This is a genomic window from Bacillus sp. JJ722 (assembly GCF_036963345.1).
Classification (GTDB): domain Bacteria; phylum Bacillota; class Bacilli; order Bacillales; family DSM-1321; genus Bacillus_AD.
On sequence record NZ_JBALMO010000039.1, the window covers coordinates 1,566 to 16,257 of the forward strand.

At 33.1% G+C, this 14,692-nt stretch carries 15 protein-coding genes and 4 pseudogenes; 4 read left to right on the top strand and 15 right to left on the bottom strand.

What is annotated here, in order from left to right; translation table 11 throughout:
• From V7014_RS06050 to V7014_RS06060, 3 genes are all read right to left on the bottom strand, one after another.
• The coding region (locus V7014_RS06050) for a GNAT family N-acetyltransferase (RefSeq protein ID WP_335505197.1) at nt 1–319 on the bottom strand (319 nt) is incomplete at its 3' end.
• A 249-nt stretch (nt 320–568) separates the two neighbouring features.
• Nucleotides 569–1,660: a DUF4030 domain-containing protein gene (locus V7014_RS06055; protein WP_335505199.1), complete on the bottom strand. Its 1,092-nt coding sequence runs from the start codon at nt 1,658–1,660 to the stop codon at nt 569–571.
• Nucleotides 1,644–2,033: an RNA polymerase sigma factor gene (locus V7014_RS06060; protein WP_335505217.1), complete on the bottom strand. Its 390-nt coding sequence runs from the start codon at nt 2,031–2,033 to the stop codon at nt 1,644–1,646. Before V7014_RS06060 ends, V7014_RS06055 begins: the two co-directional genes overlap by 17 nt.
• A 5-nt stretch (nt 2,034–2,038) precedes the next feature.
• On the opposite strand from V7014_RS06060, the gene V7014_RS06065 reads away from it, so the two are divergent.
• The 3 genes and pseudogenes from V7014_RS06065 to V7014_RS06075 all read left to right on the top strand — a co-directional run bounded on the left by V7014_RS06065 (nt 2,039) and on the right by V7014_RS06075 (nt 3,177).
• Nucleotides 2,039–2,266 carry a hypothetical protein gene (locus V7014_RS06065; protein WP_335505201.1) on the top strand — a complete coding sequence of 76 codons (228 nt, stop codon included), beginning with the start codon at nt 2,039–2,041 and terminating at the stop codon, nt 2,264–2,266.
• Between the two features lie 318 nt (nt 2,267–2,584).
• Nucleotides 2,585–2,835, top strand: a pseudogene (locus V7014_RS06070) (IS1595 family transposase); the annotation flags it as partial.
• 36 nt (nt 2,836–2,871) lie between these two features.
• Nucleotides 2,872–3,177, top strand: coding sequence for a hypothetical protein (locus V7014_RS06075; RefSeq protein ID WP_335505203.1), 306 nt, complete (start codon nt 2,872–2,874; stop codon nt 3,175–3,177).
• Nucleotides 3,178–3,592: 415 nt separating this feature from the next.
• Here V7014_RS06075 and alr read toward each other — a convergent pair whose 3' ends face one another.
• The 7 genes and pseudogenes from alr to V7014_RS06110 form a co-directional block, all read right to left on the bottom strand.
• Nucleotides 3,593–4,708, bottom strand: coding sequence for an alanine racemase (alr, locus tag V7014_RS06080; protein ID WP_335505205.1), 1,116 nt, complete (start codon nt 4,706–4,708; stop codon nt 3,593–3,595).
• Nucleotides 4,701–5,612 (bottom strand): D-alanine--D-alanine ligase, encoded by a 912-nt coding sequence (locus V7014_RS06085; protein WP_335505207.1) that lies wholly within the window; start codon nt 5,610–5,612, stop codon nt 4,701–4,703. Before V7014_RS06085 ends, alr begins: the two co-directional genes overlap by 8 nt.
• Before the next feature lie 4 nt (nt 5,613–5,616).
• Nucleotides 5,617–7,065: a PLP-dependent aminotransferase family protein gene (locus tag V7014_RS06090; RefSeq protein WP_335505209.1), complete on the bottom strand. Its 1,449-nt coding sequence runs from the start codon at nt 7,063–7,065 to the stop codon at nt 5,617–5,619.
• Between the two features lie 393 nt (nt 7,066–7,458).
• Nucleotides 7,459–7,746: pseudogene (locus V7014_RS06095) on the bottom strand (EamA family transporter); the annotation flags it as partial.
• Nucleotides 7,747–7,749: 3 nt separating this feature from the next.
• A pseudogene (locus V7014_RS06100) lies at nt 7,750–8,028 on the bottom strand (toxin C-terminal domain-containing protein); the annotation flags it as partial.
• A 586-nt stretch (nt 8,029–8,614) separates the two neighbouring features.
• Nucleotides 8,615–9,337 (bottom strand): SDR family oxidoreductase, encoded by a 723-nt coding sequence (locus V7014_RS06105; protein ID WP_335505210.1) that lies wholly within the window; start codon nt 9,335–9,337, stop codon nt 8,615–8,617.
• Between the two features lie 263 nt (nt 9,338–9,600).
• On the bottom strand, nt 9,601–10,221 hold the full coding sequence (locus V7014_RS06110) for an FMN-binding negative transcriptional regulator (protein WP_335505218.1): 621 nt from the start codon (nt 10,219–10,221) through the stop codon (nt 9,601–9,603).
• A gap of 15 nt (nt 10,222–10,236) precedes the next feature.
• On the opposite strand from V7014_RS06110, the pseudogene V7014_RS06115 reads away from it, so the two are divergent.
• Nucleotides 10,237–10,715: pseudogene (locus V7014_RS06115) on the top strand (PLP-dependent aminotransferase family protein); the annotation flags it as partial.
• Here the strand turns inward: V7014_RS06115 and V7014_RS06120 are convergent.
• From V7014_RS06120 to V7014_RS06140, 5 genes are all read right to left on the bottom strand, one after another.
• Nucleotides 10,715–11,320, bottom strand: a complete 606-nt coding sequence (locus V7014_RS06120; RefSeq protein ID WP_438824877.1) for a histidine phosphatase family protein — start codon at nt 11,318–11,320, stop codon at nt 10,715–10,717. The pseudogene V7014_RS06115 and the gene V7014_RS06120 overlap by 1 nt on opposite strands.
• A gap of 95 nt (nt 11,321–11,415) precedes the next feature.
• The gene (locus V7014_RS06125) at nt 11,416–11,607 is read right to left on the bottom strand and encodes a hypothetical protein (RefSeq protein WP_335505212.1); all 192 of its coding nucleotides are present in this window, start codon (nt 11,605–11,607) and stop codon (nt 11,416–11,418) included.
• 131 nt (nt 11,608–11,738) lie between these two features.
• On the bottom strand, nt 11,739–12,128 hold the full coding sequence (locus tag V7014_RS06130; protein WP_438824878.1) for an NUDIX hydrolase: 390 nt from the start codon (nt 12,126–12,128) through the stop codon (nt 11,739–11,741).
• A 273-nt stretch (nt 12,129–12,401) separates the two neighbouring features.
• Nucleotides 12,402–13,616, bottom strand: a complete 1,215-nt coding sequence (locus V7014_RS06135; RefSeq protein ID WP_335505214.1) for an MFS transporter — start codon at nt 13,614–13,616, stop codon at nt 12,402–12,404.
• Nucleotides 13,613–14,656 carry an ArsR family transcriptional regulator gene (locus tag V7014_RS06140; protein ID WP_335505216.1) on the bottom strand — a complete coding sequence of 348 codons (1,044 nt, stop codon included), beginning with the start codon at nt 14,654–14,656 and terminating at the stop codon, nt 13,613–13,615. Before V7014_RS06140 ends, V7014_RS06135 begins: the two co-directional genes overlap by 4 nt.
• Nucleotides 14,657–14,692 lie beyond the last annotated feature (36 nt).

Sequence of the window (14,692 nt, forward strand, 5' to 3'; positions counted from 1 at the left end):
TAATATTATTCTTCCAAGCTTGCGCATGAACTTCCTCAACTTTTAGCTTCAAAAATGAAAAATCATATATTAATTTTCTGGCTTCTTTTGTATACCCCATTCTCCAATATTCTTTACCAATTCTTTGTGCTTCTCCAGGAATAATCCTTCTCTCTTCATTGTCTTGCGGTATAACAATCCAATATGTACCGATAAACTTTTTAGATATATTTTCAATAATCGACCACGAAATCAGTTCATCTGAATCACGATACATTTTAAGTATTTCATAGGTTTCATTTTCATTTTTAGGTATGGTATTCCCTGTCCATAAATGCATATCTGGTTCAAGAAAAATGTTAAAAAAAAGGGAGACTGTCTATCTCTGGTATTATGTGTCTCAACGTAATTCTATTCCCTACTAATGTTGGAGATTCTAGAAAATTATTCATATTTACCTCCTAAGCTTTAATCTTTTTCTTTAGTTTAGATTATGTTTTTAGTATTTTTTTCATTAAATACGTATTCCTTATTATTGCACAAGAAATAGGCTTTACGACTTAATGTTGTAAAGCCTATGTAACATTGATCAATTTATTTTCTTTTTATCTTTACTGTAAACAATAATTTGATATTCATCATCTTTGATGATCTCTCTAACCTCTTTAGATTCTAAAAACTCCTTAACCGTACTTTCAATTTTTATTCCAAGCTGTTTACTATCAGGATTTGAAGACGATATAGTAGTCTTAATATATAAAGTCATCGGCTGAGGATGTGCTGAATATGAAAAACCTTTCACATGGAATTCCTTTTTACTATATAAACCTTCTACAATTGTTCCTATAACTCCACCCCATCTTTCCTCCTGCTTTCTTATCTTTAAATTAATTTCATCAAATGTTAATGTATACTTTTTATTTGTTATTTTTTTGATAACATTGCGAACTAATTCTTTTATTTCTTCAGGTTTTTTTTCAGTATTAGGTATACCAATATAAATAGATAGATTACCTGAATCATTCAATGTTCCTACTTGGGTCGTTACATCAGGATAATTATGTTTTTTTAACTCTTGTTGTAAAGCATCATCAACTTTAAATGCTTCTTCTTCTAACTTTAATGTTTCTGGACTTGGCTGATAAGTAGTGTTATTATCCTTAATTACCTCAACTTTGTAATTATCATAATCTCTTGACTTCAATATCTTTTCAACAATGTTTTTTACATCTTCACGAACATCTTGGACATACTGCTCAGACCCATCGATATAGACTCTCATATTCTCCCCTCTTCCACTTAATCCACTAATTTTATATCCTTTTTCTTCTAACTCCTCCCAAATAACTTGATTAACTCGTTCAGATTGAAAAACTTTATTTAAGTAAGGAATTTTTGATACAATCTCGGCCATAGCTGGAGAGATGAAAGCTGAGCCAATAAATAATCCAAATAATACGATTAATGCTGCAAAAGAATATACTAATTTCATGGCCAAACTTCTTTGATTATCTCGAGCTGAAAGCATAAAATTTGAATTATCTTCATGTTGCTGACTTTCTTCGATACTAGTTAAAATTCGGTTTTTTAGTTTTTGTTTTTGTGTTTTATTCCAAATCATATCTGAATCCAACTTTTGTATGGAACTATCAAAATCAGTATCCTCAAATTGTTTCTTCATACAAGTATCCCTCCTTTTTTAATTGCTTTTTCAGAACTGGGATAGCTCTATAAAGAGTGGATTTAACTTTACTCTCAGACCAATCTAGTATCTTTGCTGTGTCTTCTATAGAAAAACCTTTGATTTTTCTTAAAACGATCACCTTCCTATATGTACCTTTGATTTCTCCTAATGCTTTATAAAGTTCATATGATGCCTCTTTTATTTGGATTATTTCTTCTGGCAATGGTTTATCGTCTTTTTGTAATGGAAATACTTCCTTAAAGAATCTTCTATATTTATTTTTTCTTAAATAATCAATAGTCAGATTGTGTGCAATACTAAATAGCCAACCGAGTATGAAATCAAAATCTTTTTGTTTTAGTAAATCCAGAGTTTTTGCTTATTTATGATTTAAAAGTTGAAAATTTAGCAGCGATTGAATTACTGACAAACCTTAAAGCTTTGTCACTTGAATGGAACACTATAGCGAATACATTATGGGATCTTTCGAAAAATTCTAATTTAAAAACTTTATCAATAATAGATTTTCCAAAGATAAGTAATATTAAAGAAATAGATGTTGCTACTCAAATTGAGATATTGGAATTATCGGGTAATCATTAAAGAGATATTATCATTGGAAGATGAATTATAACTTTTGTATCTAAATAAAATATTTACAATCGGTGTTAATATATGATTTGAATTTTGACCTTCATAAAATTTCTGTAGTCCTTAAAGAAATAAACCTGCTATTTTTAATGAGCTACATGCTACTGAAATTAAGTATTTAAATTATAGGTAGATGATGAAGACGGCACTGGGCATTAATTTACAAATAGGCTCTGTTAAAGGTTAATGTTGATATTTGCTCCCCATCCGAATTCCTAGTATAATCCGAATAAGAACACGTATTCGGATTATAGGTTACAAGAGTGAGCATACGTAATAAAAGGTTTGTATCACAACCTAAATGTTACTGGTCTACACTCTCGAATGAAACAGTGGTTGACCGTTTTAAAGGTGTGTCTACAAAATATCTCGACAACTATCTTAGGTGGTTCCTGTTCGTAGACAGTCGGAGTAACGAAAGCACTAAACACAATATTAAAGAATTTTTGCTTACATCATTCGTATTTGAAATGACGGATACTTATGATAGTTTGCGATTATCGAAATTTCAAGCGGTTTAATAGGATTGAGTTAAAAGATATTAAAGGTGTGATTTTATGGGTTTTGATGTCGTTTTATATGACCACGAGGGTCAAGAGATTCAATTTTTTGAATTCTCCGAATATCTGCATAACGCAATATTTAATTCAAGCAAGTTATGGAGAAGTTACTTGGAACTTAGGAAATTAAGTGATTTTTATTTAACAGATGAAACTTTTTCAGGTGATAACCTAAGGAAATTAATTACAGACTTATACCAATATCAGAACAACTTACTAAATCACAAACAAAATGAATATCAAGAAGTTATCGGTAAAATATCCCAACCAAAAGTAGCATCGGTGCATATTGCTGGAGATTAAATAACATCTATGAGGGATAATTCTACTCACAAGGATTATTCCTTAACTTTTATCTAATTGATCAACATTTAAATTTAACAGAGCCTAAAAATAACATCACTTGAAGAAGAACTTACTTTATTAATTAAAAACGTCGACTAAAAATGTAGAATGCAACATAATTTAGCTTCAAGTAAACGTATGTTTATAAATAATACTAAGATCATTTTTTAAAGTTAATAGGGCTTTTCCTAAATAAGCAACAAGTATCATTCATTTCCCTAGGTCCATTAAAAATGAAAAAATCCCAACTTTTCATCTAGAAAGTAGGGATTTTTTCGTGAAGGATTTGTCTATTTTTCTCAAGCACTACACTACATTTTATTCCACAATTGTGGAAGATCAAGATAATTATTTGAATGCTGCCTTTAGCTTGTTACTTGTAAATTCTAGGAACTCTATGACCCAAGTTACAAGCAACTTCATACGATATGGTTCCTAACATATTGGCTACTTCATCTAATGATATAAATTGATTTCCTTGACCTCCATAAACTACCACCTCATCACCAATATTTACACCTTTAATATCAGTTACATCGATCATACAAAAATCCATACATATTCTACCGAAAACAGGAGCTTTTTGTCCGTGAATAAGAACGGAAGCCTTTCCAGATAATCCTCTCAAATATCCATCTGCATAGCCAATTGGAATAGTTGCAATAACGGCTTTATCTCTTTCAATTTTAGTCGCTCCATATGATACACCATACCCTTTCTCAAGAGTCTGGAGATTGATGACTTTGGTTTTCAACTTCATTGCTTGTCTAAGATTAACTTTTGTCTTATTCACCTCATTAGATGGATAAAGACCATACATTGAAATTCCGATACGAACCATATCGTAGGTCATATCTGGAATTTCAATAGTTGCAGCACTATTCGCAATATGAAGGAGGGGAATAGAAACTTTTCGTTTCTTCAACTCTTCCAATAGATTTTTCCATCGGTTCGCTTGTTCTTCCGCATACCATTTGTCGGTTTCATCTGCAGTAGCAAAATGTGAAAACACTCCTTCAAGATAGATCCCATCCATTTTTGAAACGATATCGATAAAATCACTTGCTTCTTCTGCTTGCACTCCTAATCGTCCCATTCCTGTATTGACCTTGACGTGAACCTTTGCCTTTTTCCCTAATATCTGCCCAGACTTTGATAAAGATTCTGCATGTTCCATATCAAAAATTGATTGCGTTAAATCCCAATGTACAACATGATTCGATGCTGAAGAAGGAGTGAAACCAAGTATAAGTATAGGTGCTTGAATATCTGATTTTCGTAGTTCAATGGCTTCTTCTAAACTTGCTACTGCTAAATAATCTACTCCACTATCAATCGCTTTTTTGGAAATCTCGGTAGCACCGTGTCCATAAGCATTCGCTTTTACTGCTGCCATTATTTTTGTTGAGTTAGGTATTACCCTTCGAAATTCACAAATATTATGTGAAATATTGCTATGACTAATTTCAGCCCATATTGGTCTATACATCATTTCCCCTCACTTTAAGTGAATTTTCAATGATCAAGTCAAGAAGCTTATTATAAGGAATACCCGCTGATTGTGCGCTTTTTGGTAGCAGACTATTTTTCGTCATCCCAGGTAATGAATTAACTTCCAACACATAAGGGATGCCGTTTTTAATCATCATGTCTATTCGGGCATAAACACTACATTTTAGTGATTTATAACAAGTCATTGCAGCAAAAGAGACACGGTTATATATTTCGGGTGGGAGCTGAACCACTTCTTCAATGGTTGCCACATCATTATATTTGGAGGTATAATCAAAAAACTCTCCCTGATGACGAATGGAAACCACAGGTAAAAGCTTTCCATCCAATATAGAACAAGTGATTTCCTCACCTTTTATATATTTTTCAATCATTACTTCGGAATCCCACTTAAATACTTCAGCAATCGAAGACTTTATCGTATCTTGGTCATAAACAATTTTTACTCCTACACTCGAACCGCCCGAATTAGGTTTCACAACTACTGGGTAACCCATCTTGTCTATTTCACCCAGATTAAGTTCTTTCATGTTAGTAAGGTGAATCCAATCCGGTGTTTGCACACCTTCATAACGGATGATTTTTTTCGAGATATTCTTATCCATGCATAAGCTGCTAGACAGTAAGCTACTTCCTGTATAAGGAACTCCAATGGTTTCGAGGGTACCTTGAATGGTGCCGTCCTCACCGTACTTGCCATGAAGCGCAAGTAGCGCAACGTCAAGATTTTTAGCCTTTTCAACTAAATCTTCTTTGTTATCTAGTTGAATCGGCACAATTTCATATTTATTTTTATCTAAATGCACAATCATTTCTTCACCTGTCATGAGCGAAACTTGTTTCTCGGAAGAAACCCCTCCCATTATTACGCCAACTCTCATTTTTTTAGCCTCCATAATTATTTTTTAACGAGTCACCTATTATTTTAATTCCCTGAATAATCTCACTTTCTTTCATCCTAGAAAATCCTAATCGTAAACTATGCTTTCCACTACTGTCCGTGTAATAAACATCGCCCGGAGAAAAAACAACTCCCTTTTGATAACATTTTTCTAAAAGCTTTCGTGAATCGATATTATTTTCTAGTTCTATAAAAAGGTGGAGTCCGCCGTCACCAGTTATTCGTTTAAAAGGAATAAATTGCTTACAATAATGAACTGCTAATTCATGCTTTTTCTTATAGACTGATCTAGCTTTCTTTATATACTTCTCAAAGTAGCCATCATTCAAATATTGATATAACACCGCTTGATCTAATGTAGACGTATGAATTGTTCGAGCTCTTTTCATACTTTCCAAGTAATAAATCAAATCTTTGTCTGCTAAAATCCACCCAACACGTAAGCCAGGAAAAAGAATTTTAGAGAAGCTGCTAATATAAATGACATTATTGCCGAGTCCGGCAAATGCGGCCAACGGTGCCAAATGTGAACCTGAGTAACGTAATTCTTCATTAAATCCATCTTCAACGATAGGAAGTTGATATGCGGAAAACAGATCCATGATTTCCTTCCTTTTATCAGAAGACGTTACTATTCCAGTAGGATTATGATAAGACGGTATTAAATATGCAAAATCATACTCCTTTTTTGATAAGGATGTTTCTAGCTTACTAACATTGAGCCCGTCATCATCCATTTCAATTCCATCAATTTCAAATCCATGTAATCGAAAGAGCTTGAGTGCAGAATGATGGGTTGGATTTTCACAAATAACACAGCCACTCTTTTTATTTAAAGAGGATAAAAGGATATCCAGTCCTTCCGTGAATCCATTTGTGATTAAAATATCTTTATTTCTAATATCTACCCCTTTAGTTTCCATGTAGTGAAGCAGGTATTCGGTAAGTGGTTTATAGCCCTTTGCATATCCATAATTAAGAACGATGTCTCCTTCAATGGACATCCGATTTAAAAATGCCCTTTTAAAATTTTCTACATCAAAAAGCTTTTCATCAGGTGCGATACTATTAAATGAGATCATTTCTTTATTCCAGCGCACTCCATGCTTCATAAGATCCAATTCATCTGCTAAAAAGGTTTGCTCATTGATTTTTTCAGTCCAATTCAACTGGATGGATGGGGATTTGAAGGTCTCAACATGACTTACAAAGTTTCCTTTCCCTTTTACCGCATAGATAAAGCCTTCTTGTTCCAACTCCGCATAAGCCGTTAGAACTGTGTTTCGGCTGATTGATAATAAAGCGCTGAGTTCACGAGTAGATGGAAGCTTTTGTTGCTCAAGCAAATGCCCGTTGCTTATCATTCTTTTTAAATATTCCTTAAGTTGAATATATACAGGACGGCCTTCCATAAGCTTAAAATCGTTAAACACTGCATTCATCCCCTTGCTAAAATTTTTACATATCTGCACCTATTCCAAAAGGTCCACACAATCTGTATTTTTACCGTCTAGTGGTAGGGTGTGGACCTATAAAGATACCATTTAGAGTCTTGAATAAATGAAAAATCCGCAAGTATTATAGGTACGAAAGACTTAATGAGTTGTTCACTAAGCTTTATTCTGAAGATAAAATAATAACTCTTATTGCTAATGAATGGATTAATTAGTAACTCAAAGAAAGGACCTCAAACGGGTCCTTATTTCTGATTGACCATCATTATCTTTTAACAGAGCCTTAGTAAAAGATTTCTACTATAATTAATATCCTGATGTTTTGTTAACTCCTTATCACACTAAATACATCCTATAGTTTAAGTCATTTCTTTACAATCTCCATGCTAATATCAACATAAAATTTTCACCACCTAACTTAATTGAACATTCAGTTATTCTTTCTCTGATATAGCACCTTTTTTTTGATACGGGAGCATTTGTGACTAATATAACAGAAAAGACAACAATCACTGCTATTACAATAGTGAATAATGTGATGGATTCATCTAGAAATACTGCTGAAAATAGAATCATCAAAAATGGTTGTAAGTATTGAATCTGACTAACTCTTGCTATTCCGCCCATAGCCATACCACTATACCCAGCAACATATGCTAGAATCTAATCTTCAATTCTCTCTAAGTTTTCATCATAAGTCCCAGAGCGTGTCTTTTTACTACCTACATCCTTAATAGTCTCTGCACCTATCCAAACTCCACCATCTTGATCAACGGAAATATATTTCGGACCTTTCCCTTTCTTACCACGGACAAATATTTTCGCTTCATGTGAGTTTTGATTTACTGTATAGCCTAAATCTTCTTCTGCTGCTTTTGCTACTGCTGGTTCAGAACGAATCATCGAAGTTACAATAGCTTTACCCCATTTAGTAATCGCTTTTTATTTATCCACAGCTCCATACCGTATGCTTTGCTAAAAACATTACTTTCCCTATTGCTGCATAAAAAAGCGATCCCTCTTAATGAAGAATCGTGCCCTATGGATTGGGGGCTCGTTTCGAGAGAGCGCTACAAAACTTTTCTTCAATCATAAATCTAGAGCATTCAAAAAGATGAGTTTGGAATTTCATTTGGAATATTTGATAATGTCAATTATATAGAATTCCGTTCTGCTTCTACATTACATAATACTTTTATATCTAACATGTTTAATCTCTACTTTAATAAGCGAATAATTCCATCTTCATTTTTCTTTTTTAATTTTAAAATAAGGTTTTTTTTTACTATATAAAACACAAAAAACTCCCGTCCCTATAGAAGGGAAGAGAGTTAACCCGCGTTGCCACCTAGTTGAAAGCATGGAAAAATGTACACTGTCCACTTAAAACATTAACGGCTTCTCTTTACTGATAATTAAGTTATTTTAATTTACTCTCTAAAATCAATCGCCTACTGTGACTCAAACAACCATAAGCTATAAAGTACTATACTAATAAAACTCATTACCAAAACTTGCTTTTATACAATCATGCATTCAAGTCTGTTATGGCAGGAATATTTATTTCCTTTACACATGAAACAGGCGATAAATTAATAACGCATTGGACAATGGCTACAATGTCTTGTACAGGAATACGAGTACCTTGATACAACATAATTGCCTTTTCTGCACCTTCTTCATAAGGTACATCAGCAGCAAGCTCACCTGGATTAATACACGTTACAGAAATCTTATCTTTTCTCACATGTTCGCGTAAAGCATTCGTTATTCCACGTAAGCCAAATTTAGATGTAACAAACGAAACTTGTGCATTATTCGTATGATCTAAACCTGCTGTTGAACCAATTAAAATAATCCTTCCTTTTTTCGCCTTTCTTAAACTAGGTAAAAGCGCCTGAATATAAGTAATAGTAGAAGTTAAATTAATATTAATTAAGCTCGAAATGTCTCCAACTTCATCCTCATCAAACGTATAGTCATCTTCAAAACCACGCTTTTCCCATACTCCGACATTATAAATTAATACATCAATAGCAATGTCTTTTAAAGTTTCTTTTAAAAAAGGAATTTGTTGTTGACTAGACAAATCAATTGTGAGCCATTTACGATTTACGCCATCCTTTATATCTAAACTACTTGGTCGTGTGCGTGACACTACCCATACTGTATCACCCTTGTTGGGTAAGCCTTTTACAAATGCATCGCCTAGCCCATGACTTGCTCCAAATATTATAAAGTTCTTACTCATCTTATCCATCCTTTCTAAATAACTATACTTCTTAGTATAGTTATGATAAAAATAAGCAATAACTAAAGTGACTTATTGAAATGTTGGTTTAAAATAAATTTTGATTATTATAGATTACGAATAATTAAAAATAGCCTCGAATTCAAATACAAGACTTATATTACCCCAATGCCACCATCAGAAAGTATTGCTCGTTTTTTGTATTTGGCCCCATGTTTTAATTGATGAATTTTCAGGTATATAATAATGATCCATCCGCATTATTACTTTTTTTGTGCTCTCACTTTCATTATCTCTCCCATTTGTTGAGAATTTATATTTTCTTCCCCTTGTAGCTGATCAATGATGTTTAAATAATCCTCCTCATTACGATTTTGACTTAATTTATAAGCTGCTTGAATTTCTCCTACTTTAATCTTAAATCCAACGATAGCTTTAAGTTGATTTTCTAGAAGCTTAGGTGAAAGATTGTCCCACAAAATTGGATTTTTTCGATGTTTTTCATATTTTTCTAATAACATTGTCAGGTCTTGTTTTAATTCTTCTTCCTCCATAATGCTCGCTTTTCCATATACGTGAACGGCTTGATAATTCCATGTAGGGACATTTTCGTGCCCATACCAAGAAGAAGAAATGTAAGAGTGCGGTCCTTGATACATTACAAGAACCTCCTCGCAAGTATCAAAAGTTCTCCACTGAGGATTTCCATATGCCATGTGACCCGTGATAAAATAATCTTCTCCTATTTTACTTAACTCCAAAGGAATGTGAGTAGCAACTGGCTTCCCATTTTTTGTTGAGACGATTGTTCCAAATGAGTTTGCATGAACAAACTCTGTAATTTCATTATAATCTGTGACTTTAAAATATTTAAGTATAAACATGATTAACTCCTCCTTGATTTCCCTAGCTTTATTGTAGTAGACCCAGGGTATGATGGAGCTAGGGAAGCTTTTAAATTCCATGGTTTATCTCTTGAAACTCTACCTATTTATGAGACAGGTGCAAATTTTCAAAGTTAGAACAAATGATGTCACTTTTAATCTATATAACGCCCTCCCATCAAAGTCCAAAAGGAGTAAGCATATCCATTCAAGAAAGACAATTGCTTATACATTGGGCTAACAACTGGCAAGGGTTTATTATCGAAGACGATTATGATAGCAAATTTCATTATACACAACAACCATTTCCGACTCTCGCTTCTATCGATTCAAGCAGAGTCATTTATTTAGGAAATTTCTCAAAGTCTTTTCTTCCAGGAATTCGTCTAAGATATATGGTGCTGCCAGTGTTAATATTAAACCATTAAAAATATCAATTTCTTTATTTCGAATGTACAACTTCACTACTAAGCCAGCTTACAATGGCTATCTTTTATAACCTATTCCATATTCTGTTAACTTCTTTCAATTCTGTGTTATCAAAAGTCAATTTATATATATCTGGCATATCAAGTTCTCTCCAAAAACTAAAACCATATTTTTTATCAAAGTAATTCATAATTAGAACCAATATATTTCCGTGTGTTCCTACTGCAATGTTTTTACCTCGATACCTTTTTAATATCTTTAAGGTTGTCTGAACCCCTCGCCTTTGGGCGAAAATATTGGATTCGCCACCTACCCAAGAATAGGTCGGTTCCTCCCATACTTTTGCAATTGCTAAATAAAAGTCCTCAACAGGTTTTTCGGACAATATCCGTTCTTTAAAACCTTTCTCAATTATAACTTCATTACCACTTTGTGCGACTCTCTCGACTGTTTGAACTGCCCTCTTGTATGGACTTGAAATGATAATATCTATATTTTCTTTTGCAAGTATGCGATTAATTCTTTCTACATCAGCCAGACCCTCTTTGGATAAAGGTCTGCCTAATTCATCCGGTGTATATGTAGAATGTGCGTGTCGTACAAAATACAAATTAGTTAGCAAAATAACCCTCTCCCAATCTTTACTATTACAACAAATAAGTAATTTCAACATAATAAAACGGTTTTCCTTCTTCCGCTAACCCTTTGTTACGTAACAAAAAGCTGCCAAAATGACAGCCTCACCTCTTGTACCTTATCGTGAAGTTAATCTAAATGCATTACAATTTCAAGACCTGTTGTCTGTTCTTTTAAGAAATCGCGATACTCTTTAAATACTAAGTCATATCCTGAAATATCGTCAGGTAACGGTGGTGAAACATGGAACTTGTATGTATAATATCCAGTTGAGCCTCCTGATTTGTACAGCCTACAATCGTATTGTTCTCCTAAATACAAACCAAAAAAATTGTTCTGATGTTTATGAATTGTGTCGTCTGGAGAATCCTTTGTACCAATCCCAATCGATTTGAAGTTGTATTACACTAGCGTTCTCATACTTTTTATTATTACAAAAACAATTAGTTGGTTTACTTGAATAAAGATTGTAGTTTCAAAGCAACCTCTTTCGGCCTAACATCAAGAGATGATAGCTTTTCTATCTCTATCCAAATTGGTAAATATACACCATTATTACTATCTGCAAATTCTTCACCTTTGCCAATGCCAAATGTTCCATCAATAATATCAGCTAAGAAAAAATATTGCGTACCGTTAAAATCAATCTTTGCTATACAATCGTTAATTTTCACTTTAACTCCCAATTCTTCAAACGCTTCTCTAATTGCGGTTTCTTCAGGTGTCTCTCCTTCTTCTATTCCACCACCTGGAAAAACATAATATACAGAATCTTCTCTTATTCTCTTAATTAAACCAACCTTTTTGTTTTGAATTAAGACTACTGAACCTCTATCTCTCACAATGATTTCCCCTTATCATTACTAAATCCTCCTATTATTTAATTACTATTATTTACATTCTAACAATATGATAATTTACCTCGTTCTAACTGGCGCAATTACTCCTAATTCAAAACAAAAGTAATAGCGAAGACTTTCAAGTACAATTGTAACAATTATATCTATTAAATTGCTTCGTCAGCGCATTAGAAAAGACTGTCTAAATAACAGAATTCCCCATAAGTTTGATAACCTTATTTCTTATAAATTTGTTTGTGGTACACTTTTGAATATTCACATAATTTTCACATTCAGTTTATTATTAGATTTTGTTAGTGAACCTAGGAGATAATATAATCCTGGTACTATAATCAACATTCCAACAATTACAAATACATGTCGTGTACTTAAGTTTAAGAAAGAAGAGGAAGCAAATACTATTCCCAACGGCATAGTAACTCGAAGAAATAATAATCGTACTGAGCTTAATTGAGTTAAACGATCTCTTGGTGCATCTCTTTGAAAAATTGCTGCGCTTTGTGCATTAAAAAGAGGAAATAATATACCTCCAACCAATTCACACATCCAAGCAAGAGGAACCGAATTTACCATAAACAAGAATACGAATGAAAGTCCTCCACCTATTAATCCTAGATACATTGTTTGATATGTTTTCGGTACCTTTGCAAGTAGTATCATACCTAGTGCATAACCAATGGGAAAAGCTCCAGAGAAAATTGCATATTCCCAATATTCTCCATTAAGTTCTTCACGTATAAAAGGTACGCTCAAAACCATAGTTGCTCCGACGGCAAATTGTACTGTAGTAGAAAGAATAGTTAGACTTAATAGATGTGGATACTTAAAAAATGTCTGATAGCCTTCTTTCATTTCTTCCCACCAAAACTTTTTTGTCCAGGTTGCCACTTTCTCAATACTAGATAGAGGTATGCGAGAAATTGAAAGAAAACTAATGAAAAACATTAAAGATGAAAAAACATATATATCATGGATAGGAATGAATAATAGAAACACCGATGTTGCACCAGGAGCAATAAAACTCATAAGTCGAATAGTTCCATCCAGTAATGAATTTGCTTCAATAAGCTCATCTTCTTTACAAATTTCTGGGAGAAGAGAAAAAGATACGCTCGCATATATCGGTTGCATTAATCCTAAAAGAATTTGTAAAAACACTAATCCTATAATAGTTCCTACGTTTGAGCCTATTAAAAAACCTATTAATGGCAGGAGATAAGCACCCGCACGAATCAGCTGTATGTTTCGAATCATTTTTTCTTTAATGACATGATTTAAAAAAGGTGAACTTATACCTTGTAATATTAATGAAGGAATAAAGTAAACAAGCCAAAGTACGCCCATCCATTCTTTAGAGCCTGTCAATTCATATAATAATAGACCATTAATGATCCCTCCTGCTGCTCCTCCAAATTCTGAGACAATTTCACCAACCCAAAGTGATTTAAATGAATTTGAAATTTTTTTCATATACCAACCCCAAGGAACTTAGTGATAGATTCAGAAAATTCACTGATTTGCACAAAGTTTGCAGAATATACCCCTTTATCAACCTGTACAAACTTAGCTGATTTTAAAATAGATAGCTGATGATGTAATGTTGTTTTTGAAGTATTAAGCTGTATGCTCATTTCTTGAAGTGATAATGGTCCTTTCAAAAGCTGATATAATAATTTTAATCGTAACTCATCCCCTAATGCTTTGTGACCACGAATTAATTCTTTCGTTGGTATACCGGGTTCTACCAAATAATCATCTTTTAAAGGATAAAAGAAGAGTTTAGTATCTGAAGTTCGTAAACTTAATGTCCAAGGACGATAAGATATCTGAGGTATCAGTTTGACAGTACAAATATAAGGCTCTGGAAGATATTTGACTCCGCCAGTAATCTGTTCGATCTCTTCAACAGGATTTTTCACATTTAAAGTTCTGTACTGCTTTTGCTCAAAAGCAAGAGCCTGATTCCACTTATCCCATTCTTTTTGTTGACATACCCATTTATACCAATTATCCAAAGTATCATAAAAAAGTTTGCATAACTCATCATGTGAAAAATCACTAATATTTTGAACATACGCAGCTAAATAGTCATGGCTTTCGAAGTTTTTAGCATAATTTTTGAATAACTCTTTCCGATGATGTTCCATAGCAAGCTCTATTCTTATTACCTCAGTATCACGATTTTTGTAAGGTAAAAGTGCTTCGTAAAATTCATCCATTGAAATTGCTAAAAGGCATTTCGAAAAGTCTTGAACAGAAGTAGATGAAAATTTGTTTTGAAGCATTATTAGACCATACCATAAGTTTGTTTTCTCCATAACCTTTAAGTTATTGATTAATGATGTTGGCATTAATTTTTTCTCAGCAGTCCACTTCTCATCGAAATCGAATGTATGTCGAAGTTGAGTATGTGTGTATCCTGAAATACCAACAATTAGTTCCCATACTATTGAAGTTTCGACATTTAATGATATAGTTTCGATTGTTTGTGGAGAATAAAGATGTTTCATATAAAATTTCTCCTTTCAGTTGATTATATTCTAAAT

Coding starts and splice junctions, on each gene's coding strand:
- V7014_RS06055 (WP_335505199.1), bottom strand. CDS start 1,660: ATGAAGAAACAATTTGAGGATACTGATTTTGATAGTTCCATACAAAAG.
- V7014_RS06075 (WP_335505203.1), top strand. CDS start 2,872: ATGGGTTTTGATGTCGTTTTATATGACCACGAGGGTCAAGAGATTCAA.
- alr (WP_335505205.1), bottom strand. CDS start 4,708: ATGTATAGACCAATATGGGCTGAAATTAGTCATAGCAATATTTCACAT.
- V7014_RS06085 (WP_335505207.1), bottom strand. CDS start 5,612: ATGAGAGTTGGCGTAATAATGGGAGGGGTTTCTTCCGAGAAACAAGTT.
- V7014_RS06105 (WP_335505210.1), bottom strand. CDS start 9,337: ATGAGTAAGAACTTTATAATATTTGGAGCAAGTCATGGGCTAGGCGAT.
- V7014_RS06110 (WP_335505218.1), bottom strand. CDS start 10,221: ATGTTTATACTTAAATATTTTAAAGTCACAGATTATAATGAAATTACA.
- V7014_RS06135 (WP_335505214.1), bottom strand. CDS start 13,616: ATGAAAAAAATTTCAAATTCATTTAAATCACTTTGGGTTGGTGAAATT.
- V7014_RS06140 (WP_335505216.1), bottom strand. CDS start 14,656: ATGAAACATCTTTATTCTCCACAAACAATCGAAACTATATCATTAAAT.